20 protein-coding genes are annotated in these 22,114 nt (G+C 47.9%); 7 read left to right on the top strand and 13 right to left on the bottom strand.

The genetic code is table 11. The annotated features are described in order from the left end of the window. Window positions 1–35: 35 nt before the first annotated feature. Entirely contained in the window at window positions 36–842 is an 807-nt protein-coding gene (locus tag VP97_RS02395) for a YitT family protein (protein ID WP_050180064.1), read from the bottom strand. 170 nt (window positions 843–1,012) lie between these two features. Between VP97_RS02395 and VP97_RS02390 the strand changes: the two genes are divergently transcribed. Continuing rightward, on the top strand, window positions 1,013–2,200 hold the full coding sequence (locus VP97_RS02390) for an AI-2E family transporter (protein ID WP_050180063.1): 1,188 nt from the start codon (window positions 1,013–1,015) through the stop codon (window positions 2,198–2,200). Window positions 2,201–2,254: 54 nt separating this feature from the next. Continuing rightward, a complete protein-coding gene (locus tag VP97_RS02385; protein WP_050180062.1) occupies window positions 2,255–2,437 on the top strand; it encodes a CsbD family protein in 183 nt (60 codons plus the stop codon). 94 nt (window positions 2,438–2,531) lie between these two features. On the opposite strand, the gene VP97_RS02380 is transcribed toward VP97_RS02385, so the two are convergent. Beyond that, complete coding sequence (locus tag VP97_RS02380; protein ID WP_050180061.1) at window positions 2,532–5,540, bottom strand: efflux RND transporter permease subunit; 3,009 nt, start codon at window positions 5,538–5,540, stop codon at window positions 2,532–2,534. 788 nt (window positions 5,541–6,328) lie between these two features. Further along, a complete protein-coding gene (locus VP97_RS02375; RefSeq protein WP_050180060.1) occupies window positions 6,329–6,808 on the bottom strand; it encodes a hypothetical protein in 480 nt (159 codons plus the stop codon). A 930-nt stretch (window positions 6,809–7,738) separates the two neighbouring features. Here VP97_RS02375 and VP97_RS02365 point away from each other — a divergent pair. Further along, complete coding sequence (locus tag VP97_RS02365) at window positions 7,739–9,445, top strand: methyl-accepting chemotaxis protein (protein WP_050180058.1); 1,707 nt, start codon at window positions 7,739–7,741, stop codon at window positions 9,443–9,445. Window positions 9,446–9,473: 28 nt separating this feature from the next. On the opposite strand, the gene lepB is transcribed toward VP97_RS02365, so the two are convergent. Further along, window positions 9,474–10,010: a signal peptidase I gene (gene lepB, locus VP97_RS02360; RefSeq protein ID WP_050180057.1), complete on the bottom strand. Its 537-nt coding sequence runs from the start codon at window positions 10,008–10,010 to the stop codon at window positions 9,474–9,476. 162 nt (window positions 10,011–10,172) lie between these two features. Here lepB and VP97_RS02355 point away from each other — a divergent pair, with 162 nt between their 5' ends. Then, entirely contained in the window at window positions 10,173–11,039 is an 867-nt protein-coding gene (locus VP97_RS02355) for an SDR family oxidoreductase (protein WP_050180056.1), read from the top strand. Between the two features lie 67 nt (window positions 11,040–11,106). Further along, complete coding sequence (locus tag VP97_RS02350) at window positions 11,107–12,282, top strand: AGE family epimerase/isomerase (RefSeq protein ID WP_050180055.1); 1,176 nt, start codon at window positions 11,107–11,109, stop codon at window positions 12,280–12,282. A gap of 131 nt (window positions 12,283–12,413) precedes the next feature. Here VP97_RS02350 and VP97_RS23645 read toward each other — a convergent pair whose 3' ends face one another. Genes VP97_RS23645 through VP97_RS02330 form a run of 5 tightly spaced genes read right to left on the bottom strand, consistent with a single transcriptional unit; the run spans window position 12,414 to window position 16,827 of the window. Next, window positions 12,414–12,557 carry a hypothetical protein gene (locus tag VP97_RS23645; RefSeq protein WP_156153385.1) on the bottom strand — a complete coding sequence of 48 codons (144 nt, stop codon included), beginning with the start codon at window positions 12,555–12,557 and terminating at the stop codon, window positions 12,414–12,416. A 57-nt stretch (window positions 12,558–12,614) separates the two neighbouring features. Beyond that, window positions 12,615–13,508 (bottom strand): UTP--glucose-1-phosphate uridylyltransferase GalU, encoded by an 894-nt coding sequence (gene galU, locus VP97_RS02345; RefSeq protein ID WP_050180054.1) that lies wholly within the window; start codon window positions 13,506–13,508, stop codon window positions 12,615–12,617. Further along, a complete protein-coding gene (locus VP97_RS02340) occupies window positions 13,505–13,891 on the bottom strand; it encodes a GtrA family protein (protein ID WP_050180053.1) in 387 nt (128 codons plus the stop codon). Before VP97_RS02340 ends, galU begins: the two co-directional genes overlap by 4 nt. Next, window positions 13,875–14,840 (bottom strand): glycosyltransferase family 2 protein, encoded by a 966-nt coding sequence (locus VP97_RS02335; protein ID WP_050180201.1) that lies wholly within the window; start codon window positions 14,838–14,840, stop codon window positions 13,875–13,877. Before VP97_RS02335 ends, VP97_RS02340 begins: the two co-directional genes overlap by 17 nt. A 4-nt stretch (window positions 14,841–14,844) precedes the next feature. Next, entirely contained in the window at window positions 14,845–16,827 is a 1,983-nt protein-coding gene (locus VP97_RS02330; RefSeq protein ID WP_050180052.1) for an ArnT family glycosyltransferase, read from the bottom strand. A 266-nt stretch (window positions 16,828–17,093) separates the two neighbouring features. On the opposite strand from VP97_RS02330, the gene VP97_RS02325 reads away from it, so the two are divergent. Further along, window positions 17,094–17,882 carry a nucleotidyltransferase domain-containing protein gene (locus VP97_RS02325; protein WP_050180051.1) on the top strand — a complete coding sequence of 263 codons (789 nt, stop codon included), beginning with the start codon at window positions 17,094–17,096 and terminating at the stop codon, window positions 17,880–17,882. Continuing rightward, a complete protein-coding gene (locus tag VP97_RS23105; protein WP_082220189.1) occupies window positions 17,879–18,898 on the top strand; it encodes a GNAT family N-acetyltransferase in 1,020 nt (339 codons plus the stop codon). Before VP97_RS02325 ends, VP97_RS23105 begins: the two co-directional genes overlap by 4 nt. 14 nt (window positions 18,899–18,912) lie before the next feature. On the opposite strand, the gene sda is transcribed toward VP97_RS23105, so the two are convergent. The 4 genes from sda to VP97_RS02300 all read right to left on the bottom strand — a co-directional run bounded on the left by sda (window position 18,913) and on the right by VP97_RS02300 (window position 22,060). Beyond that, complete coding sequence (sda, locus tag VP97_RS02315) at window positions 18,913–19,053, bottom strand: sporulation histidine kinase inhibitor Sda (protein ID WP_050180050.1); 141 nt, start codon at window positions 19,051–19,053, stop codon at window positions 18,913–18,915. 84 nt (window positions 19,054–19,137) lie between these two features. Beyond that, window positions 19,138–20,295 (bottom strand): CapA family protein, encoded by a 1,158-nt coding sequence (locus tag VP97_RS02310; protein ID WP_050180049.1) that lies wholly within the window; start codon window positions 20,293–20,295, stop codon window positions 19,138–19,140. A gap of 65 nt (window positions 20,296–20,360) precedes the next feature. Next, complete coding sequence (locus VP97_RS02305; RefSeq protein ID WP_050180048.1) at window positions 20,361–20,750, bottom strand: FixH family protein; 390 nt, start codon at window positions 20,748–20,750, stop codon at window positions 20,361–20,363. After that, on the bottom strand, window positions 20,747–22,060 hold the full coding sequence (locus VP97_RS02300; RefSeq protein WP_050180047.1) for a PepSY-associated TM helix domain-containing protein: 1,314 nt from the start codon (window positions 22,058–22,060) through the stop codon (window positions 20,747–20,749). The genes VP97_RS02305 and VP97_RS02300 overlap by 4 nt, the downstream gene beginning before the upstream one ends. Between the last annotated feature and the right edge of the window lie 54 nt (window positions 22,061–22,114).

The raw sequence follows: 22,114 nt of genomic DNA, 5'->3' as shown, positions 1-22,114 counted from the left end.
ATAAAAAACCGATCCGCTTTTGGCGGATCGGTTTTTTATTCGCGGTGAAACAGCCCCATTACCTCAACAGTCTGCGTAATGTTCACAAACGCATGGGGGTCGACTTCCTGAATCATCTGTTTCACTTCATTTAATTGATAACGGGTAATGACAGTCATGAGGACGGAGCGGCTTTCGCCGGAGTATGCACCTTTTGCTTCCGTGACGGTAATGCCGCGGTACAGGTTTTTCAGCATTTTCGCACAAAGCTCATCGCCTTTACAGGTGACAATGTGCAATGTGAGTTTAATATGCTTTGTATGAATGGTATCGACAACTTTACCAGTAGCGTAAATGGCAATAAGCGTACTGAGCGCTGCGTCCCAGCTGAACAGGAAGCCTGCCGCGATAATAACAACTGCATTCATAATTGACAGAAGTGTACCAAGCGGGAAGTCCCGCTTGCGTGCCAGCAGCATCGCAATAATATCGAAACCGCCTGATGAAGCAGATGCCCGGAAAGTCAGGCCTACACCGGCACCGGTTAACACACCGCCGAACAAAGAAGACAGGATCGGTTCTGTCGACAGCTGCGTGACCGGAACCATATAAAGAAACACAGACAGCGAGACAACCGATAAAATCGTGTACGCAATAAATTTCTTGCCAAGTTTCATCACACCGAGCACAAGCAGCGGTAGATTTAATAAGAAGTTCAGCAATCCCGTATTAAGCGGAGTGACGATACCTAGCATAATCGCTATGCCGCTTAAGCCGCTGCTTAAAATCTCGTGTGGAATCAAAAAGAAGTTGTACGCAATGGCAACTAATACGGAACCTGCCAGTACAAGCAAAATGTGCATAAAACAGCTCCCCTTTTTTTCTTTATTATAAGAGAAAAACTGGCAGTTCCTTTAAAAATAGTGTTTTCAGAAAATCAACAAATGCGTGTTTTTTCCCTTCTTATTGTATAATAGAAGGAATCAAAGGCAGCTTCGTTCGCCCTTGTGATTTGCCAGAGGAGTGGACCCGAATGAATGAACAATCCCCGCTCGTCCGTTTTTTAGGCGGACGCACAGCCCTATTCGTCTTGAGCCTTGCGCTTTTGCTCGGGCTTATTATTATGGTATATGCCCAGGTTTCCTTTATTTTTGACCCGATTTTGGGCTTTATCGGCACGGTTGCCCTCCCCGTTATTTTATCCATTGTTGGCTACTACTTGCTAAGCCCGCTTGTGAATCTGCTGCAGCGCTATAAAATACAGCGCGGCTGGGGAATTTTAATTGTTTTTGTGGCGCTGTCCGGTTTAATTACGATTTTGCTTGTCACCATCCTGCCTTTTTTGCGGGATCAGACAGAAGCGCTGATTGCTTCCTTTCCAAGCTATGCCCGCCAGCTCGGCATGGATATCGATATGTGGGCACGCAATTCTCCATTTGAAGCACAGTATATGGAAATCTCAAAAAATATGCAGACGAACGCTGAGCAGTTTCTCGGTTCGATTACGCAAAACTTTTCTGATTTTGCCGGCCATACGCTCGACAGTATTACGAACGTTATTGCCACGCTGACTAATTTTATCGTATCTCTTGTAACTGTGCCGTTTATTTTGTTTTACCTGTTAAAAGACGGCCATAAGCTGTACAGCGGTTTTTTACACGTGCTGCCGCCAAAAATGCGCGGCCGTACAGGCGCTATGCTAATTGAAATGGATGAGCAGCTCCGTTCTTACATTCAAGGGCAAATGCTAGTCAGTCTTTGTATCGGTATCATGATGTATATCGGCTTTTTGATTATCGGCCTTGATTATGCTCTTTTATTGGCGGCGATTGCCAGTGTTACAAGTGTGGTGCCCTATCTTGGCCCGGTCATTGCGATCACACCAGCCATCATCATCGCCATCGTGACCTCACCGTTTATGGTGGTGAAGCTTGCCCTCGTTTGGACAGTGGTCCAGCTGTTAGAAGGTAAATTTATTTCACCGCAAATCATGGGGAAATCGCTGCAGATTCACCCGGTCACCATCATTTTTGTCCTGCTGACAGCTGCTCATCTGTACGGCGTTATCGGCGTGTTGATCGGCCTGCCGACTTACGCACTTCTGAAAGTAATGGTTCAGTATATGTTTGGCTTATTTAAAGCTCGTTATAACCGTTTTACAGAAAAAGCTGACGATCAATACGCGGTGATTGAAGCTGATGACGAGGTTGACGACGTTTAATGCTTTATACTCCGGGTAAACATCTACTAAATATATAAAAGGAGATGTTTTACCATGGCACATGACAACAACGGACTTGGCGATAAGCTAAAAGGCGCCGTGAATAAAGCAAAGGGCGAAGTAAAAGACCAGGTCGGCAATGCAACAAACAATGCGAAAATGCAGGCAGACGGCAAAGCAGATAAAGTAAAAGGCGAAGTGCAGGACCGTATCGGTCACGCAAAAGACCGCCATTAACAGGAAAAAGCCCCGCTCAGTGAGCGGGGCTTTTTCTGACCTTGTCTCTCATGACAGCAGGTCGCAGGCAGCTTACAAAAAATCGAGCTTTTTATCACGCTTGTTTTTTCCTCCATTTGGACAAAATTTCATATACAATCGGCACAATGACCAATGTCAGCAAGGTTGAACTTGTCAGGCCGCCAATGACGGTTACACCCAGCCCTTTTGAAATCAAGCCGCCGCCTTCAAGGCCCAGGGCGAGCGGGAACAAGGCCCCAATGGTCGCCAGTGCTGTCATTAAAATCGGACGCAGGCGCGTGGCTCCCGCTTCCAGCAGGGCTTCACGTGTAGACAGACCTTCATGCTCTTTGTGGATTACGCGGTCAATCAGGACAATCGCGTTCGTTACCACAATCCCGATCAGCATAAGCGCGCCGATCATTGATGAAACACTGATGGTTTCACCCGCGATCAAGAGCGCTACAAGCGCGCCGATAATGGTAAATGGCAGTGAGAACAAGATTGCGAATGGCGCCAGCCCGCCGCCAAACGTAATAACGAGCACAAGATAAACAATGGCAACAGCTGCCAGCATCGCCAGGCCAAGCTGTGTAAATGATTCGTTAATGTCCTGCGTAACGCCGCCCATTTCTACCTCAACACCGGATGGCAGTTTAAGCCTGTCAATTTCCTCTTGCAGTGAAGTGGAGGCAGCAGAGACGTCCTTCCCCTGGAGCTCACCGCTCACAGCCACAAATACCTTTCCATCACGACGGGAAACAGTATCCGACGTTTCTCCTTCTTCCACTGTCATTACATCGCCAATTTTCACGGGCGTGCCCGTCATGGATGGAACAGAACGATTGGTCATATCGTCAATAGATTCATACGTTTCCGCTGGTACATCTACATATACGGTTACGTCTTCCCCGTCTTTTTCAATGGTCGTCAACACAGGGCGTTCCCGCACCGGGCTTAATTCCATCGCAATTTGGCCAGCAGTAAGGCCCGCTTCCGCCATTTTTTCTGAATCTGCTACAAGTGTGTACTCTTCATACGAATCAGCAAGGCCGGTTTCCACCTTTTTAAAATCGCCGCTGTCTTTCATGATTTCTTCTACATTTGCGACAACTGGCTCAATATCTTCGACAGATTCACCATAAATGTTGACCGCGACTTCGTTGCTTCCGGCGCTCGCCGAGAAATCCTGTGATACCCATTCCCCTTTTGCCACAGAGCCCTGCAGGTCCGCAATAGCTTCTTCTTTTTTCTTTGTGAAATTCTCAGTATCTTCCTTGTACACCACATAAAACATGGCGCTGTTTGACTGGCCGGGACTCATTGGATTTTCACTTCCGACTGAATACTGCACGGTCTCTACATCCGCGAGGTCCATAAAGTAGTCCTCGGCATTCCCGGCGATGTCCGCCACTTCCTCAAGTGTCTGCCCCGGCTCCGGCGCATAGGTGGCAATCACCATTTTTTCTTCTTCACCCGGCAGGAAGCTGACACCGATTTTCGGTACCAGGAAAAAGCTGCTGACAAGAAGCGCAACGGCTGTTACAAACGTAATGATTTTATGATCCAGCGTCCAGTTCAGTACAGAGCGGTAGCCCGCTGCAAGCCGTCCTGGCTTTTCTTCATGCGCCTTCGCTTTTACACCGTGCTTAAACATCGTATGCGCCAGCATCGGCACGATGGTTACAGCTACAAGCAGGGAGGCAAGCAAGGCGAACACAACAGTAAGCGCAAATGGCAGGAACAATTCGCCTACCGTTCCTTCCACTAGGCCAAGTGGTACAAATACGGCAATGGTAACAATCGTGGAAGACATAATGGGTATAAACATTTCTTTTGTTGCTTCGCGGATAAGTTCCTGGCCGCGCAGCGCTTCGTCCTTGAGCGAAAGCCGCCGGTAAATATTTTCCACGACAACAATCGAGTCATCAATGACCCGCCCAATGGCAACAGTCATTGCCCCAAGCGTCATGACATTCAATGTAATGTCCATTTGCTTCAGCAGGATTAAAGCAATTAAAATCGACAGCGGAATAGAAATAACCGAGATCACAGTCGAGCGTACATCACGCAAAAACAGCATAATGATGATCACCGCAAAAAATGCACCAAACAGCGCTTTGCTCAGCATCGTTTTCACTGACTCTTCAATTGGACCGCCCTGGTCAAACGTAGAGGTAATCGTTAGGCCGTCCATATCTTTTTCAAACTTATCGACCTTTTCCTTGACGGCATTGACGACATCCACCGTGTTGGCATCAGCCGCTTTGACAATTTGTACGCCGATTGATTCCTGGCCATTCGTGCGGGAAATGGATTCAGCTTTTCCACTCAGCTTAACCTCGGCGATGTCCAACAGCCGGGCCGGCCCAATTTGCAGATTCTGCAAATCTTCCATTGTGGTAATATTGCCGTCTACCATTACGGATTTTTCTGTATCGCTAAACTCAAACAGTCCCAGCGGCGCTTTCATGTCAGCGCTCTGAATCATTTGGGTAACCGTTTCTTCAGCCATCTTCAGCTGTGCTAGCTTTGCCTGGTCGAACACAACAGTGGCTTCCTCCACCTGCTGGCCGGATATTTGAACAGACGCTACTCCTTCTGTTCCTTCAATTTCTGGTACAATCTCTTCTTCTACCAGTGTGGTAAGCTCTTCTAACGACAGGTTTTCATCCCAAAGACTGAGCGCCATCACCGGAAACGCGTCCATACTCAAGCGGGATACGTCCGACTCCTGCACGTTTTCCGGAAATTCCACATCCCCAAGTGCTTCCTTCGCTTCCTGCTCTGCTTTTTCCATATCGGTGGAGAAGGTATATTCCACCTGCACAAACGACGCATTTTGATAGGAAGTCGAGCTGACAACTTTTACGCCGTTTGCATTTTGAAGCTGCTTTTCAATCGGTTCTGATACGCTGTCCGCCACTTCTTCCGGTGTCGCACCCGGGTACACGGTCGTCACCGTAACAATAGGCGGCGTAATATTTGGAATCGTCTCGAGCTTCATGGAAAGCCCTGCATACAAACCAGCCGCTGTAATAATGAGGGTCATCAGCCACACGGCAAATTTGTTTTTCAAGACGAAATGAATGAACGCGTTCATATTTCCTCTCCCCTATGACCAACTGGTCAGTTTTGATTCTACTACTCGTGACTGATTGGTCAGCGGTCAAATCATTTAGTGATTCAATAGGGTGAACAATCATGACTGAAAAAGAACGACGTATTATCAAAAAATCCATTAAATAATTCACGTAAAAAGGTTTTGTAGCTCATTTTACACAAGAAATTGCCACTGCAAGCGGCACAAAGGCGATTGAAACCAAAGACCTGCCTCCTCGTGAAAAACGCACCCGGCAAATGGAATGTCAACTGCGCGAAAATGCCCTTCCATTCATAACGACATTGAAGCATTTATTTTCAAAATGCGTAAAGAAACGCATCAACTTTTATGGAAACCGGCTGATTGGTATGTATGGACGTGAGGCTGAACCGTACTTTTGGGATTTGTTCTCTATTTTTAAACATGACGCTTGTGGATGAAGCGGAATTAAACGTTCATTCCCTCATTGGATTCCTGCTTGATCGTACTAATAACCTGTGTATGCCCATCATGTTGAACCACGAACTCTTCCGTTCTCTGCCTGTCTAATGTAAAAGGAAACGACTAGTCCGGCGACGCTTCGCTTTCCATGAAATCATTGGCCAGGAGCTCGAAAGCAGTGAACCGCGCCAGACCGTGCTGTGCGGCATGCTTGTCACCTTGTCAGAACAACCCAGACTCCACGAGTTTATGCGCACCATGAAAGACTATTCCAAACCTGGCTAAAAAGTGAATGTGAGGATTCAGTCCATAGGAAAAGCCCCGGCATGCGCTGCCAGGGCTCTTTCTTATTTTGATTGGGGACGAAATCCCTCTTCAAGTAAATAACGCTCCGCTTCTTTAAACGATTCAAAGCTTTCTTCTAAATTCAAGCCAGTGTAAACGTTCCACAATTCATCTTCATTTGCGAGCACCAGCACATGGCCCTCCCGGTTTTTCCACTCTGTTTCTTTCACAAGCTCTTCCTGCTCAATGGGTTCATCCTCCGGCTTATCTGACAAATATCGGATGGAATCAGATACTGCTGCCCGGATTTCCGTTTCCGAAAAATCGCGGATGTTCACAAGTCCTTTTGAATCAGCCTGGTAACCAGGCATATCGCCGACAAATACAAACCCATTGCCGTTCGGATGCAAGTGGTAAACAACCACCGTTTTTTCATATAAACTTTCCTCAAAATGATAATTCACGCGCTTTAAGGATACATCCTTCGCAGTTAGCTGGGGAAATGTCGCCAAAATAGCTTTTTTTTCTTCAAATGTAAGCATGGTATGCCTCTTTTCATGTTAGATGACCGTAGTATATCATTTCACCATTCGTTTGAACATTTTTTTAAAAAGCGGCGCTCTCTTTTAAACGCTTCCATCCTTCAGTCTCGAAGCCGGCCCACTACCACAGCGTTATAGGACTGTTAATCAAGACAATTCTTCTGCATCCGTTTGTGAAGCCGACTGAACTGTATAATGGAGTCCCTTCACAAGGAACATCTTTGGGCTATGATCATCGTCTCCCTTTTTTTCACTGTATAAAGAACAAATTACTTCACTTTTGTGTTTATGTTTTCCCTTTTGAAGAATCTCTCTTTATCCCGGAACCTTCACCATATTATTTTCAAATAAACAAAGAAATTATTTCAGACTGTAGACAAATGAGTGATAAACCGTCACATGCATGGGATAGATTGGCGGCGTCCGGGCAGCTCCGCTTTCCATGGGGCAGGCGCTGAGCTCGTCTTTACCACTTCGCGGAAAAGCCGATCTCACCTGTCCCGCTAGTCCCATAGGAGTCTGCGCTGCCCTCCTGCCACCAAAGTGCCTTGCATCAAGAGTGTATAAAGCAAATAAGGTCATATTTTTTCTTTTTAAAAGGAGAAAATGTCTATCCAAATCCTTGGCTAATTGATCTTCAACACCACTTAGTGAAGCCGGCCGGACGAAAACTCCTGCAGGAAGACAGTGAGTCGGAGATCCCGCAGGCGCAAGCCGAGGAAGCTCCCGCACTGCACGCGGAACGTGAAGTCCGGCCGGCTTCACCTATCGGCTCTTTTTTAAAAGAAAAAGACTTTGTCTACACACTGAAACAAAGAAATTGTTTTTCTTCTTCAAAAAAAAATAAAAAAGTACTAAAAAAAGGACTTTTAATGTCGAAATAGTAAATATGAATCCCTGCAAAAATTAAAAAATTAGGAGGTTATACCCATGAGGAATTTAAAGATCAGTCAAAAAATGACCGTGTTAATCGCAGCCGCTGTGCTGTTTTTGTTAGTCATTAGCAGTATAAGCTATACCTTTTTAAACCAGGCTGCTCATCGTTCAAAAGAAATGTATGAAAACAAGCTCGTTTCTGTCCAAAATATCGGACAAATCCGGACAAATAACCGGGCGATTACCGCTTCTACTCTTGAATTAATGATTACGACAGAAGCCGCCCTAAATAATAAGCTGCGTGAAACAACGGAAGAATTGATAGATGAAAACAACCAGCTGTTGGAGGACTACTTAAACAAAAGCAAAAATGATCCAAAAGAAATGGAGCTGGCACAGCCATTTGTAGAAGAATTCGAAACCTTTTCTGAAAGGGCCGTGGATGTGCAAATTCTGGCTGCCCAGGACAAAAACGCAGAAGCATATGAGCAGTACCTTACTGAAGTCGAACCATCCCGTCAAAAAATGACGGCTCTCGGTACAAAATTAAGCGATTACAATCGTGATACTGCCGGTGCATTAAGTAATGAAAATCAGAAAAGCGCCAGTCAGGCAAATACGATCCTCCTTATTCTTGCTTTGCTTTCCACTGGTTTTTTTATCGCCCTTGGCACCTTGATTACCCGCATGGTTACCAAGCCGATCCGCACGATCCAAGAATTAATGAGTCAGGCGGAAAAAGGTAATTTGACGGCAGCCGGCACGTACACATCAAAAGATGAACTTGGTCAGCTGACAACGTCTTTTAATGATATGACAAACGGGCTGCGCGAGGTGATCCGGCAGGTGGCGGAAACAGCTGAGCAGGTAGCAGCTTCAGCTGAAGAGCTGAACGCAAACTCGGAAGAAACCACACGGGCGACCGAACTGATCGCAGGCACAATGGAAGAAATGGCAAGCGGTTCGGAGCACCAGCTTCGCCAGGTGTCTGATACAACTACAACAATGAATGAACTAGCAGACGGTGTTCAGCAGATTGCCCGAAATGCACAATCAGTATCGGAAACAGCTGCTGGTGCCATTGAACGAGCGGATTCCGGCAATCAATCTATTCGCCAGGCGGTTGATCAAATGGGGTCCATTCATACAACCTTTGACGGGCTGTCCGATGTGATCCAGGGGCTGGGCCAGCGCTCCAATGAAATTGGCCAAATTATTGATTCGATTACGTCGATCGCGGCTCAAACAAACTTGCTGGCGCTGAATGCGGCCATTGAAGCGGCGCGGGCTGGTGAACAAGGCCGCGGATTTGCAGTTGTGGCTGATGAAGTTCGGAAGCTCGCCGAAGAATCCGCTCAATCTGCCAAACAAATTTCCGGGCTGATTTCTGCTATTCAAGCTGAAACCGCCCGGGCCGTGGAAGCGATGAAATCCGCTACAGCTGAAGTGCAGGATGGAATCGAAGTCGTGCATAACGCCGGCGGCTCTTTCGCCGACATTACTTCGGCAATTGGCGATGTAACCGGCCAAATTGAAGAAGTGTCTGCTGCTGTTCAGCAAATGGCAGCTGGCACCGATCAGGTAGTAGCCAGCATGAATCAAATGCACTCTATATCGGAAAACGCTGCAGCCAGCACCGAAAATGTGTCTGCTGCATCAGAAGAACAAATGGCCTCCATGGAGGAAATTGCTGCTTCGGCCCGTTCTTTAGCCGAAATGGCTGCGCTGCTTCAAGAGACCACCCGCCGTTTTGCCGTATAAAAAAACCGCCCGATACCCGGGCGGTTTTTTAATATGCTTTAATGGATGACAGCGGATAAAAACGCAGCTGTACTTCTCCATTCACACTGTCTTCCGGAACAAGGCCGAAAATGCGGCTGTCTTTGCTGACGCGGCGATTATCCCCCATTACAAACAAGTAACCGTCCGGCACCCGGTCATGCCCGGTTTTTTCCTTTAAGGTAAAGTCACCCATCAGTTTTTCCCCTTCCATTAGATGGGACCGGTTTTCGGCTAAATAGGGCTCCTCTGTTGCTTTTCCGTTCACGTATAACACATCATCTTTTACTTCAATAGAGTCACCCGGCACGCCAATGACCCGCTTGATGTAGTGTTCATCTGTATCCGGTGCGTCAAAGACAATTTGGTCAAAGCGGTCAATGTTTGTTGTTTTTGTAATAATGACTTTGTCTGCATCGGCAAATGTCGGTGACATTGATTCTCCATGCACGACAATACTAGAAAACAAAAAATACCGTACAGCACCTGCAATGATGACTGCCATCGCAATAGACTTGATCCATGACATGATTTCGCTTCGATTCATGCTGCTCTTCCTTCCTGCGCTTCTTTAGCAATGACTTTTTTTTATTGTATCAAAAGAAATCCTTTCTATGCCAGAATCACTCCCCAAAGTGCAGGAGCATGTTTAGCCAGCTTCTGGAAAGGTTAAGGTACTATTGTGTAAAAAAAGAAGGAGGAGATCTGCATGAATATTTATGAACAGCAAAAAAATGGACAGCCGGCACAGTCACAGCCGAAACAGCCAGGTATTGAGTCCCAAATGGAACCCCGCCCTGTTCAGCCGACAAATTACATAGGCAGCGGCAAGCTAAAGGACCGTGTGGCGCTCATTACAGGCGGCGATAGCGGAATCGGCCGTGCTGTTGCGATTGCTTATGCAAAAGAAGGAGCTCATGTAGCCGTCAACTACCTCGATGAACATAGTGATGCGGAGGAAACAAAGCAGCTTGTCGAAGCGGAAGGTGTCCGCTGCCTGCTTCTTCCCGGTGATGTTTCTGAAGAAGAAACCTGCAAGGAGCTTGTCGAAAAAACAGTGAGTGAGCTTGGCAAGCTGGATATTCTTGTGAACAATGCAGCGATTCAGTTCCCAACCCAAAACATCGAAGACATTACTGCAGAGCAATGGGACAAAACATTCCGCACTAACATGTACTCCGTATTTTTCATGAGCAAGCATGCGGTGCCGCATTTAAAACAAGGCAGCGCGATTATTAGCACAACGTCTATTAATCCGTATATCGGCAATCCGACCCTAATGGACTATACGTCAACAAAAGGAGCAATTGTCGGCTTCACACGCAGCCTGGCCCAAAACCTTGCTTCAAAAGGAATCCGTGTCAATATGGTCGCACCGGGTCCGATCTGGACGCCACTCATTCCGGCCACATTTGAAGGCGATAAAGTAGCAGAGTTCGGTACTAATACCCCGCTTGGCCGTCCTGGACAGCCAGCAGATCACGCAGGTGCTTATGTTCTGCTGGCATCTGACGAGGGCGCTTATATTACCGGACAATGCATTCATATCAACGGCGGTATGGCGATGTCTTCTTAACACATGCAGGCAGAAAAGCGTTCCGCTTTTCTGTCTTTTTATTTTTGCCTGGAAGGAAGGGAACAGAATGGATTTTACACAGAAACAAACGCTCGTCTCCCATATTCACGATATTCTCCGCTTTTACTACCCGGCCTGCATCGACGCAGAAAACGGCGGGTACCGAAGCGGATTTTTGGATGACGGCACAATCACCGACAGCCGGACAAAGCATCTGGTTGGCACGAGCCGGTTTGTGTATATCTTTAGTATTGGCGTGCTGACAAATGGGCCGGATTGGTGCCGCAACGCAGCAGAACACGGCATTCGTTTTTTGAACGAGCACCATCAAGACCCCCAGCATGGCGGCTTCTTTTTTGAGCTGGACGGCCTTCATGTCAAGGACGATACGAAAATGGCCTATGGACACGCTTTTGTGCTGCTGGCCGCTTCAATCGCCCACCAGGCCAGCGTACCGGGCGCCAAACAATTACTCGAGACCGTTTATAAAACAACAGAGCAGTATTTTTGGGATGAGGAGCATGGCTTATATCGGGATGAATGGGATGCTTCCTGGTCGACATTATCTTCCTACCGGGGACAAAATGCCAATATGCATATGTGTGAAGCAATGCTGACCGCGTTCGAAGCAACTGGTGAAGCAAAGTATCTTGACCGGGCGTATCGGCTTGCTGAAAATGTAGCGGTGGGACTGCGGAACAAGGCCGGCGGCATGATCTGGGAGCATTACACACCGGACTGGCAGCCGGACTGGGATTATAATAAAGGCAACACAAAAGATGAATTCCGCCCGTACGGGTTTATACCCGGCCACCAGCTGGAATGGAGCAAGCTGCTTCTCTGGCTAGACCGGCATCGTTCTGAAGCCTGGATGCTTGAAGCAGCCGAGGATCTGTATCGGAACGGCTGGGGATATGGATATGATGCCGAGCGTGGAGGCGTGTACTATGCTCTTTCCCCTAAACATGAAGTGATTGACTCAGACAAAAACTACTGGGTCATCTCAGAAGCGATCAGCGCCGCTGCTCTTTTAAGTGCGAAAACCGGTCATGATCCGTACGGGGACCATTATCGCGAATTATTTGATTACGCTTCCAATTATTTTGTCGATCACACGCACGGCGGCTGGTATACGCTGTTGAATGTACAAAATGAACGGTACGAAGGCGAAAAAAGTGTTGCACCAAAAGCAGATTATCATCCGGTCGCAGCCTGCTATCAATTGCTGATCGTCCTATCATAAAAAAACGGTCTGCCTGTTTTGCAGGCCGTTTTTTGTGTAAGAAGAAACTTTTGTCGAAAAAAAGCAAAAGGACAAAAAAACCGATTCCCTGGTGAAAGGGAATCGGTTTCGTTTGGACGGGGAGCAGCCCCTTATGGAAGCCTCGTCTCTGTGTCTTTTAAACGATTTTGCTCATCAGGGATTCGGTTTTTATCGGCCGCTTTTTGGGCTTCCTGCTTTTGGGCTTCTTTCATGTTTTCCTTTTGTTTGTTGTTTAGTTCTTTCGGATGTTCCATGAAATATCACTCCTTTGATAGAACTGTTCCCGATTTGCCGAGCGTTAAACGTCCTTTTTAAAGGTGCGTTTTTTGCCGGACAGCGATTTTTCCGCAAAGTCCATTCAAAAAGCTAAGCACCTGTCCGCGCATTTCAGGGCGGCTGAGTGCCATTTCAAGCCCAGCGCGCAGATAGCCGAACTTATCGCCAATATCATAGCGCTGCCCCTGAATCGAAACAGCATGAATCGGGGAAACGGTACACTGCTTCCGGAGCGCATCTGTCAGCTGGATCTCGCCTCCTGCGCCTTTTTCTAAAGATGCCAGTATCGGAAAAATAGACGGATTGAGCACGTAGCGGCCCATCACCGCAATCATCGACGGCGCTTCGTCAACAGATGGTTTTTCAACCAAATCCGCCAGCTCGTATACGAGGCCTCTACTTGTACGCGTGTCAATGATCCCATACTTGGAAACGTCCTCCGGTGCGACGTGCTGCACACCGACAACATCCGTCCCTGTCTGCTCGTGTACATCCATCAGCTGGCGAAGCGCCGGCTTTTCTGCCATCATTAAATCATCGCCCAAAAGTACCGCAAACGGTTCATCGCCGATAAATTGACGGGCAGTAAGAACAGCGTGCCCGAGGCCAAGCGGCTCCCTTTGCCGGATATAATGAATGGAAGCTAAATTCGAAATACCCTTTATCTCTTCCAATATCTCATTTTTTCCTTTTTCCTCTAATGTTTGCTCCAATTCAACCGACCGGTCAAAATGATCCTCGATCGACCGCTTGTTGCGTCCGGTCACAATAATGATGCTTTCAATACCTGAAGCCACCGCTTCTTCCACAATATATTGAATAGCCGGCTTATCGACCACCGGCAGCATTTCTTTCGGCTGTGCTTTTGTCGCAGGCAGGAATCTTGTGCCAAGTCCCGCCGCGGGAATAACCGCTTTTTTAACAGTCATATTGATTTTCTCCTTTGCTGCCTGAATACCCAGAAGCGGCTGCCGCTAAATGTGATGGCCAGGCCGCTGAGTGTGGCAATGATTTTACTAACAAAAAGCGGCTGCCCGCTCAAAAGGAATAATAGAGATGCAGAAACACAAAGAGCTGTCACGTTCAAAACAATAAATTTGCTCACTTCCTCCGCACTCGTCCGCTCTTTGACTCCAAACGTCCATGATCGGTTCCAGACGAAGCTGTTAAGCATGCCGGCGCCGTAGGAAACGACCTGCGCCAGCAGGTACGGTACACCGATCGACCAGAGTGTGAAAAAGAGCAGCATATCAATCGCTGTATTTAATACACCTACTGCCCCAAATTTTATGATTTCATTTAAATTTCGCATAACGGGTCACAGTATCGCTTTCATGTTCAGACTGGCGGCTGTCACGCAAAATATAAAGCGGCCTGTTTTTGGCTTCATCGTAAATGCGGCCAATGTATTCTCCGATCACGCCAAGCATAATCAGCATCACACCATTGAAAAACAGCATCGTCAGCAGCAGAGAGGACCAGCCAGGGATGGTTGTATCGGTAAATAAGCGCTGGTACAACACAATCAAAATGGCGAGTGAACTCGCCGCAGACAGCATCACACCAAGCAGGCTGGCCAGCTTCAGCGGCTTATAAGAAAAGGAGGTAATCCCATCCATCGAAAACTTCAGCATTTTTTTCAATGGATATTTCGTTTCTCCCGCCAGCCGTTCGTCCCGTTCGTATTCAATCGCTGTTTGTTTAAATCCAACCCAGCTTACCAGACCGCGGACGAAGCGGCTTTGCTCCTTCATCCCCTTCAGCTGATCACATACTTTCCGGTCGAGCAGACGAAAATCGCCGGTATCAAGTGGAATCTCAATGTCTGTCGAGGCCCGCAGCAGCCGGTAAAATATTTTTGCCGTCTGTTTTTTAAAAAAGGTTTCTCCTTTTCTTTTTGTCCGTTTGGCATAAACAATCTCATAGCCTTCCTTCCATTTCTCAATCATGTCCAAAATCAGCTCCGGTGGGTCCTGCAAGTCCGCATCTATCACCACAATGGCGGAGCCGGTGGCATGATCCATGCCGGCTGTAATCGCAATCTGATGACCAAAATTGCGGGAAAAATCAAGGTATTTCACGTGACGGTCCTGCACCGCAAGCTCTTTTAAAATATCAATTGTTTTATCCTGGCTGCCGTCATTTACAAACAGGAGTTCATATGATCCATCTGCTTTGTCCATCACTGCTTTCAGGCGGCTGTACGTTTCACGAACGACCAGTTCTTCATTGTATACGGGGATAATAATTGAATATTTCATATGCTCACGCTCCTTCATAAACATATAAACCGCTCCATTCATCGGATGTCACTTCTTTGCAGTTTTCCTGAATCCATTCGGTTACTTCACTGTTCTGGCTGCCGCCCGGTCCGCCGCCCGATGTCATGAAAAATTTCACTTCGCCATTTGCGGTCATCTCTTCCAGCTTTTCAACCGTCATAGCCGGATCAGAGCCGCCAAACCCTCCCATAGCCAGGGCTGTGTATTCCGTACCCAAAATGATGCTGGCAGCAGAATTGGCATTTTGCACTGCAACCAGGTACGTTTCACCTCTATGGTTTTCCTTCAGGTAGCTGAGCAGCTCTTCACTCATCTGGCCACCCATGCCGCCACCGCCGCGGCCATTCATACCGCCGCCGTCCGGACGCTCCATTCCAGCGGGCATCTCGCCATCCTGAGGAGCTTCCATTCCTTCTGGCATTTCTCCATCTTCTGGTACTTCCATATTTGCCGGCATTTCCGGCCATTCACCGTCTGCTGCCATCGCCATACCGCGGTCGCCAAATACACCGCCGCCAGGTCCACCCGTCGAAGCAGGACCGGCTGCTGGCATCACACTGTTTGTCGTGCCGGCCATGACTGGTATAGCCGTCCAGTAAGCGGGCATAAGCAGGAGTCCCAGCATCGCTGCTGTCCGCACGTGGGGTGCGTATTTGGTTGTCAGCAGCAGCAAAATGCAGACGATCAGTCCAAAAGCGAGCACCACGCCGATCAGCCATGGCTGAATTGAGTCGATATTCTGGTAAAGCACATATGCTTCAAAAGCGAATGTAAGCAGCAGCGCGATTGGAAACAGGAGGCGGCTCCCATTTTTCTCTTCTTTGTACAAACTCCAAAGCACTGCGCCGCCAATAGCGGTTAAAGCTGCAACAGCAGGTCCCATCATACTTAAATAGTAGCGATGGTAAAAGCTTGCGATGCTGAAAAAGCCCATCATCGGCAGCAGCCATGCCAGCCAGAAAATCGCAAATTTATGCTGCATGGTAAGAGCACGTTGACGCTTGATCGAAACCCCAAGCCCTATTAAGCCAAATAAAACAAAGGGAATGAGCCAGCTTGCCTGTCCGGACATCGAATCTGAGAACAAGCGCAGAACGCCCGCTTCGCCAATATCTTCACCGCCGGCCCCCCGGGAAGAATTGTTATTCAGCAAACCGCTTGATTTATCATCGGTACCGCCGCTCTTTGATTGATCCCCGGTCAGCCGCTGAATCCCGTTATAGCCAAATGCCAGCTCTAAAACAGAATTTGTCTGGCTGCCGCCGATGTACGGACGGTCTTCCTCCGGCGTCAGCTGCACCGCTGTCGCATAAGAAACCGACACGCCAAGCAGGACAACGGTCGCCATCACCAGATGAACGATCCGCTTTTTCCAATTGTGCTGCGCAGCGATCAAATAAAAAAGATAAAAAGCCGGTACGACCATGTATGCCTGCAGCATTTTAATATTAAAGCCAACTCCGATCAGGGCCATGGAAACGAGCAGCCAGCCGAATTTTTTCTCCTGAATCGACTTCATCAGTGCCCACACCGCCAGAAGCAGCGTGAAAATAAGCATGGCATCGGTATTGTTCGTCCGGGTTACCGCCACAAAAATCGGTGTCACTGCCAGTACAAGCCCGGCCCAGCGTGCTGTTTTCACACCGAATGCCGGCTTGACGATCATATATAAAACAAAAACGGACAGCACACCGGCGATTGCTTCCGGAAGCAGCACACTCCAGTCACTGACGCCAAAAATCTTCGCGCTGATCGCCTGAACCCAAAGTGCAACCGGCGGCTTATCTACTGTAATAAAATTGCCCGAGTCGAGCGATGCATAGAAAAACGACTTCCAGTTGGTCGTCATGCTTTCTACGGCTGCCGTGTAATACGAATTAGAACCCGATACTCCGATCTTATAAAAATTCAATACTGCTGACAGCGCAAGAATCACGGCCAGCCACGGATCAAACCGTTTCTTCATTTTCTTCACACTCCATTTTTTCTTTCGATACAGTGAAGTATAAACGTCGTTGGTGAAAGAAAAGTGAAAACCAATATATTTTTTGAGAGAAAAAAGAAGAAAAGCCTGAGCTCTTCTTCTTAGCGATTTTCCTATTTAATTACTGGAACAACGATATCATTAAATTCAAATTCACAGCTGCCTTTTCCTCCTTTCTTTTCCCCCTCTTTCCTGCTTTACAAGAATCCGAAAAGAAAGTACACTACCGCAAACGGGGGTGTAAAAGGATGGAAAAAGATATTTTGGCGTCTTTGCGAAGCATCGAACAGGAATACGAGGTAAAAGTACTGTACGCCTGCGAGTCAGGCAGCCGCGCATGGGGGTTTCCGTCCAGGGACAGTGACTGGGATGTACGCTTTTTTTACGTGCACCGTCCAGAAGTATATCTGAGCATTGACCCGGTCGGCGTCGGAAAAAAACGTGATGTAATCGAACGTCCGATTCACGACCTTCTTGATGTGAGCGGCTGGGATTTAACCAAAGCCCTTAAGCTGTTTCGAAAATCCAATCCACCGCTTTTAGAGTGGCTGTTTTCCGATATCGTTTATGAGGAAGCATACAAAACAGCTGCGCAAATGAGAGCGATGAGCCGCAGCGTGTTTTCACCGGTTTCCTGTATGCATCATTATCTTAATATGGCAGCCAACAACTACCGAGCCGTTCAGGGGCGGGACGAAGTAAAACTAAAAAAGTATTTTTATATGCTGCGCCCGGTGCTGGCAGCGAAATGGATTGCAGAGCGGCAGGATATTCCGCCCCTGTCGTTCGACCAGCTGCTTGCGGCGATGGTACAGGACCCGCTGCTGGTTGAAACGATTGAACAGCTGCTGGCACGAAAAAAAGCCGGTGAAGAGCTAAGCGCCGGACAAAGCATCCGGGTCATTGATGTGTTTCTTGAGCAGGAAATAGAAAAACTTCGAAGCCGCGCTGCTGATTTGGACCGGCAAACCGAAAACGCAACCGATCGATTAAACGATTTGTTCCGCCGGACACTGAAGGAGGTATGGGGCGAATGAAAAGGATCGCCTTACAGCCGCACAGCTTGACCTATGCAGACCGGATTTTTTCCTTAACGTCCGCTCCTGAAGTAAAGGAGGCGCTCGGTCTACAGGTGGACACAGTTGATGATACCATTGACTTTTTGCAGGCGGTGATGGCGGAAGAACTCGACGGCAAAACCGTTTCGCGGGCAATAATAAATGAGTACGGCGACCTGATCGGCATTACAACTCTGATGTTTATAAACCGTGAGTCAGGTACGTGCAGCCTCGGCACGTGGATCGGTCATGAGTACTGGGGACAGGGGTATAATGTATCCGCAAAATATGCCATTTTACAAATAGCTTTTGCGGAGCTTGGGCTTAAGCGAGTATTTATCGGCGCGCGCCTTGTAAATAAACGCTCGCAGGCAGCGCAAAAAAAATTACCCTTTATCACGTGGAACGTCGAAGCAGACTTCCCAGAGATGCATGCGGCGCTCGAAGAAAAGGAAAAGCAGCCATGCCTGTTAAACGTCGTGCACCGGGCTCATTTTCCGCTTGTCCGTCTCGCATCTACCCGTGATATTCCCTCTGTTCAGGAAGTGGCGCGGGCTGCCTGGCATCGTATATACGAAGGCCTGATTCCACGGGATGTGCAGGATGCTTTTTGGGATCAAGCCTATGAACCCGACCGGCTCACGAAAAGAATGGAAAGCTTGTTCTGGGTGGCGGAGCGGGGTGGAAAGGTCATTGGCTTTGCAGATGCTGTGCTGGAGAAAAGAAGCGCGGCGCTGCAGGCCATTTATCTTCATCCCGATGCACAGGGTGCAGGAATTGGCACCTGGCTGCTTTATGCCATTCTTAACGAACTGCCGAAATCATCTTCTATCACTGCCGAGGTAGAGACGGGCAACGTGTCGGGAGAGCAGTTTTATATGTCAAGAGGCTTCACCTGTACAGCCCAATACGACAATGATTTTTTCGGACATACACTGCGTACGAAAAGAATGCAGCGCAGCTGTACACAAATAAAAAAGGGTGTCTCATCATGAGATACCCTTTTTCTTTAGTAAACTTTTTCTCTATGTATAGCCAGCTCTCTGCGCTCGAGCTCTTTTTCGAGCAGCAATAGAAAATCCGGCTCTAAGTTTAGTTCCAATGCTTTTTTATACGCTTCTACAATAAATTCATCAGTTTGTTCTTTCATGACTGCACTCTTCCCCCTTCTAAAAGAGGTATACCTTTCTATATCTCTTATTAAACCTTTTTTTCAAAAAAAAGCCATCCTTTATCAGGATGGCTCTTTTTTCATATATTGCACCCAGTCAGCCGGCTTGATTTGATTGGATACATCGATGATTTTTTCCATGACCCGCTCCGCTTCTGCTCCTTGAAGACGTGTCGGCTGGTAGTCATTCCGAGTGGTTTGTGAGGAAATCGAAAACGGCACCACGTTAATTTCTTTTTGATCCGTTTGTTTTCCATCCTTGATTTCAAACGTCTGCTGAAACACATATGTGTCTTTATCAGCTGGATTGCGGTTGCCGCCAAACATAAAGTTGCCGAGGCTGTACACAATAAATTTACCGTTGTACTCTTCAATTCCCTGTACGACATGAGGATGGTGCCCCACTACAAGATCCGCACCGGCATCAACAGCGAACCGGGCCAGCGTCTGCTGTGATTGCTCCGGCACGTAGCTTCTTTCCACGCCCCAATGAAAATGCACAACCACAATGGCGACGCCCTCCTCGCGCAGGTTAGCTATATCGGCTTCGACCTGCTCACGGATTTCTGCTGTATCGGCCCAGCCTTCATAGCCGAGTGCGCCTACCTTCACGCCTTTTACTTCCGTTACAAAAGAATCGTCATAACCGAAGAAGCCGATGTCTGCCGCCCTTAAATTCGCTTTTGTATCTTCATACCCCTGTTCCAGGTAATCAAAAATATGATTATTTGCCAGATTGACAGATTCGATCCCGGCATCCGTCAAAATCTGCGTATAGCCCGGATCTCCTTTGAAACGAAATTTTTTCACTGCTTTTTCCGTCGCTTCGGTCAGCGTTGTTTCGAGATTCACCGTTGTGACATCATCCTGCTGAAAGATACCATCCAATCCTTTTGTAAAATGAGCCAGCCCATTCCGCTCCGCTTCATCGGGAAACGACCCGGCATATGTAAAGGTTTCATCGGTCCCCAGCGTAAAATCCCCTGCTGCACTAATGGTAATCGAGGCAGACGGTTCCTTTGATACCTCTGATACTTCGGAATTTGTCGCTTCGTCAAGAATGCCTTTAGGTGTTCCTTGAGGCACCGCTTCTTCTTTTGTAACAATCATATTGACCGCAACAGACGCTATAGCTGCTAAAAACAAACCGAGAAGCGTCAACCTGACCCAGCGCTTCAGCCGGCGCCGCTTCCGTCTTTGTGCCCTTCTTTGCTCTACCATGATTTACCTAATCCCCCTGATCCCTATTTATGCCATTATACTACATTTCAGGCACAAATAGGGGATCAATGGTGATGCTTTTTATCCATGGAAGGCTCGTCCTGCTCTACATCAGGCTCTACGCCTACCCATATTTTCTTCGTCGGCATAATATGCTGCCCATCCGTTTGAATATCTGCTTTGACAAAATACGCACCTTTGTCCGTCAGCTTTTTTTCAGCGGTATACACACCGTTTTTTTCTTCTGTCAGGTTGAGTCTCTCTGCTTCTTCTCCTTCTGCCCAAAACGAAACCGATACATCCGCCTCCTGTGACGTGGTCACTTGAATCAGCCCGTTTTTCACGTCAATCTCCGCATCCAGCTTTTCTTCGACTACGTACTCGTCAGCCACATCAGGATCAAGCGCACAGCCGGACAACAACAGTAAACTGCCAAGAAGGATCCACTTGTTCATGTTGTCCGGCCTCCTTTCGCTCGTTTTACAACTAGATCTATAACGAATACAACGAGCATGGACGCGCCCGCAAGTGGAAACAGGAGTCCAAGAAGGATGATCAGCACCCACAGTCCTTTTGCGACTCCCACAGCCGGCCGGGCCGGTGCTCCATGCTTTCGCTTGCGCCATAGAAGCATACCGCTCACAATCACAAGCACCATGCCGATGCAGACAGCAAGCCCAATAAGTTTATTAATCATGCCAAATTGTGATCCTTTGTGCAAAGTGATGCCAAGCGCAATGGCTTTTCCGGCTGGACCATAATCATCATAACGATAGTCGGCGAGCGCCGCTCCGGTATACTGGTCAATGTGCATTGTCACTTCATCCTGCGCTTTTGGCGGAAATGCCGAAACCGTGTAGACACCTGTTTTATCCTGCGGGATGAATAAATCGTAACCCGGCTTTATCCCCCGTTCGTCTATGACCTGCATGGCATCATCGATCGACAGCGGCATATAAGCGGATTGAACCGACTGCGGTACCGGCAGGTTTTCTGCCGACCAGCCAACATCGGCCACATCTTCTGTTTTCAGGTTGGAAAGCGGTGCTTGTCCAACCCAGATGGATGGCGGGTAGCCTTCTCCTGAGTTTGTTACTACATTTTGCATCTGCGTGCCCCAAAAGCCAGACCACGGCAGTCCGGTCATAATCAAAAAAAACATGCCGGCAGAAATCCAGGCGGCCGGTACTACGTGCAGATCACGCACAAGCGTCCGGCTTCCTTTTGACATACGCGGCAGCACGACGCCCCACACTTTTTCTCGTTTGCGCGGCCACCACAGGTAAGCGCCTGTAATGATTAAAATCAAGGCCCAGCACGCTGCAAGCTCTACCAGCCGGTCCCCGATTGTACCTGCCATTAGTTCACCATGAATTTTTTCAAGCTTGTCCATAATACGGTCTGCATCATCAAGCGTTCCGATAATATTCATCGTGTATGGATCGACAAACACTGTCATCGCTGTTCCATTGGAATTCGTAATGCCGATTTCCGCTGACCGGTCCGGCGCATCCGCCGGGCGGTAACGCGTAATCGCTACCTGTGGATACGCCTCTTTGACCGCCGAAAACATATGACTCGCCGGCATCTCTTCTGACTGTGGCGTTACACTATATAAATCTTTGTAAAGAGCCTGCTCAATTTCTGCTTTGAATAAGTAGATACCGCCTGTAATAGCCAGCACAAGCAGAAACGGCGCAAAAATAAGCCCGGCGTAAAAATGCCAGCGCCAAATCCACTGATAGTGCCTTCGCTGTTGCTCCATCTAGTTTGCCTCCTTCTTTTTATTCACCTAGTGAGGCATTATACAGGTCAGATG

Origin of the sequence: Domibacillus robiginosus, from assembly GCF_000966195.1 — a bacterium.
Lineage (GTDB): Bacteria > Bacillota > Bacilli > Bacillales > Domibacillaceae > Domibacillus > Domibacillus robiginosus.
The sequence above is the reverse complement of the archived record's forward strand: the minus strand, read 5'-3'. Positions and strand labels throughout refer to the sequence as shown.

Coding starts and splice junctions, on each gene's coding strand:
- VP97_RS02395 (WP_050180064.1), bottom strand. CDS start 842: ATGCACATTTTGCTTGTACTGGCAGGTTCCGTATTAGTTGCCATTGCG.
- VP97_RS02390 (WP_050180063.1), top strand. CDS start 1,013: ATGAATGAACAATCCCCGCTCGTCCGTTTTTTAGGCGGACGCACAGCC.
- VP97_RS02385 (WP_050180062.1), top strand. CDS start 2,255: ATGGCACATGACAACAACGGACTTGGCGATAAGCTAAAAGGCGCCGTG.
- VP97_RS02380 (WP_050180061.1), bottom strand. CDS start 5,540: ATGAACGCGTTCATTCATTTCGTCTTGAAAAACAAATTTGCCGTGTGG.
- VP97_RS02375 (WP_050180060.1), bottom strand. CDS start 6,808: ATGCTTACATTTGAAGAAAAAAAAGCTATTTTGGCGACATTTCCCCAG.
- VP97_RS02365 (WP_050180058.1), top strand. CDS start 7,739: ATGAGGAATTTAAAGATCAGTCAAAAAATGACCGTGTTAATCGCAGCC.
- lepB (WP_050180057.1), bottom strand. CDS start 10,010: ATGAATCGAAGCGAAATCATGTCATGGATCAAGTCTATTGCGATGGCA.
- VP97_RS02355 (WP_050180056.1), top strand. CDS start 10,173: ATGAATATTTATGAACAGCAAAAAAATGGACAGCCGGCACAGTCACAG.
- VP97_RS02350 (WP_050180055.1), top strand. CDS start 11,107: ATGGATTTTACACAGAAACAAACGCTCGTCTCCCATATTCACGATATT.
- VP97_RS23645 (WP_156153385.1), bottom strand. CDS start 12,557: ATGGAACATCCGAAAGAACTAAACAACAAACAAAAGGAAAACATGAAA.
- galU (WP_050180054.1), bottom strand. CDS start 13,508: ATGACTGTTAAAAAAGCGGTTATTCCCGCGGCGGGACTTGGCACAAGA.
- VP97_RS02340 (WP_050180053.1), bottom strand. CDS start 13,891: ATGCGAAATTTAAATGAAATCATAAAATTTGGGGCAGTAGGTGTATTA.
- VP97_RS02335 (WP_050180201.1), bottom strand. CDS start 14,840: ATGAAATATTCAATTATTATCCCCGTATACAATGAAGAACTGGTCGTT.
- VP97_RS02330 (WP_050180052.1), bottom strand. CDS start 16,827: ATGAAGAAACGGTTTGATCCGTGGCTGGCCGTGATTCTTGCGCTGTCA.
- VP97_RS02325 (WP_050180051.1), top strand. CDS start 17,094: ATGGAAAAAGATATTTTGGCGTCTTTGCGAAGCATCGAACAGGAATAC.
- VP97_RS23105 (WP_082220189.1), top strand. CDS start 17,879: ATGAAAAGGATCGCCTTACAGCCGCACAGCTTGACCTATGCAGACCGG.
- sda (WP_050180050.1), bottom strand. CDS start 19,053: ATGAAAGAACAAACTGATGAATTTATTGTAGAAGCGTATAAAAAAGCA.
- VP97_RS02310 (WP_050180049.1), bottom strand. CDS start 20,295: ATGGTAGAGCAAAGAAGGGCACAAAGACGGAAGCGGCGCCGGCTGAAG.
- VP97_RS02305 (WP_050180048.1), bottom strand. CDS start 20,750: ATGAACAAGTGGATCCTTCTTGGCAGTTTACTGTTGTTGTCCGGCTGT.
- VP97_RS02300 (WP_050180047.1), bottom strand. CDS start 22,060: ATGGAGCAACAGCGAAGGCACTATCAGTGGATTTGGCGCTGGCATTTT.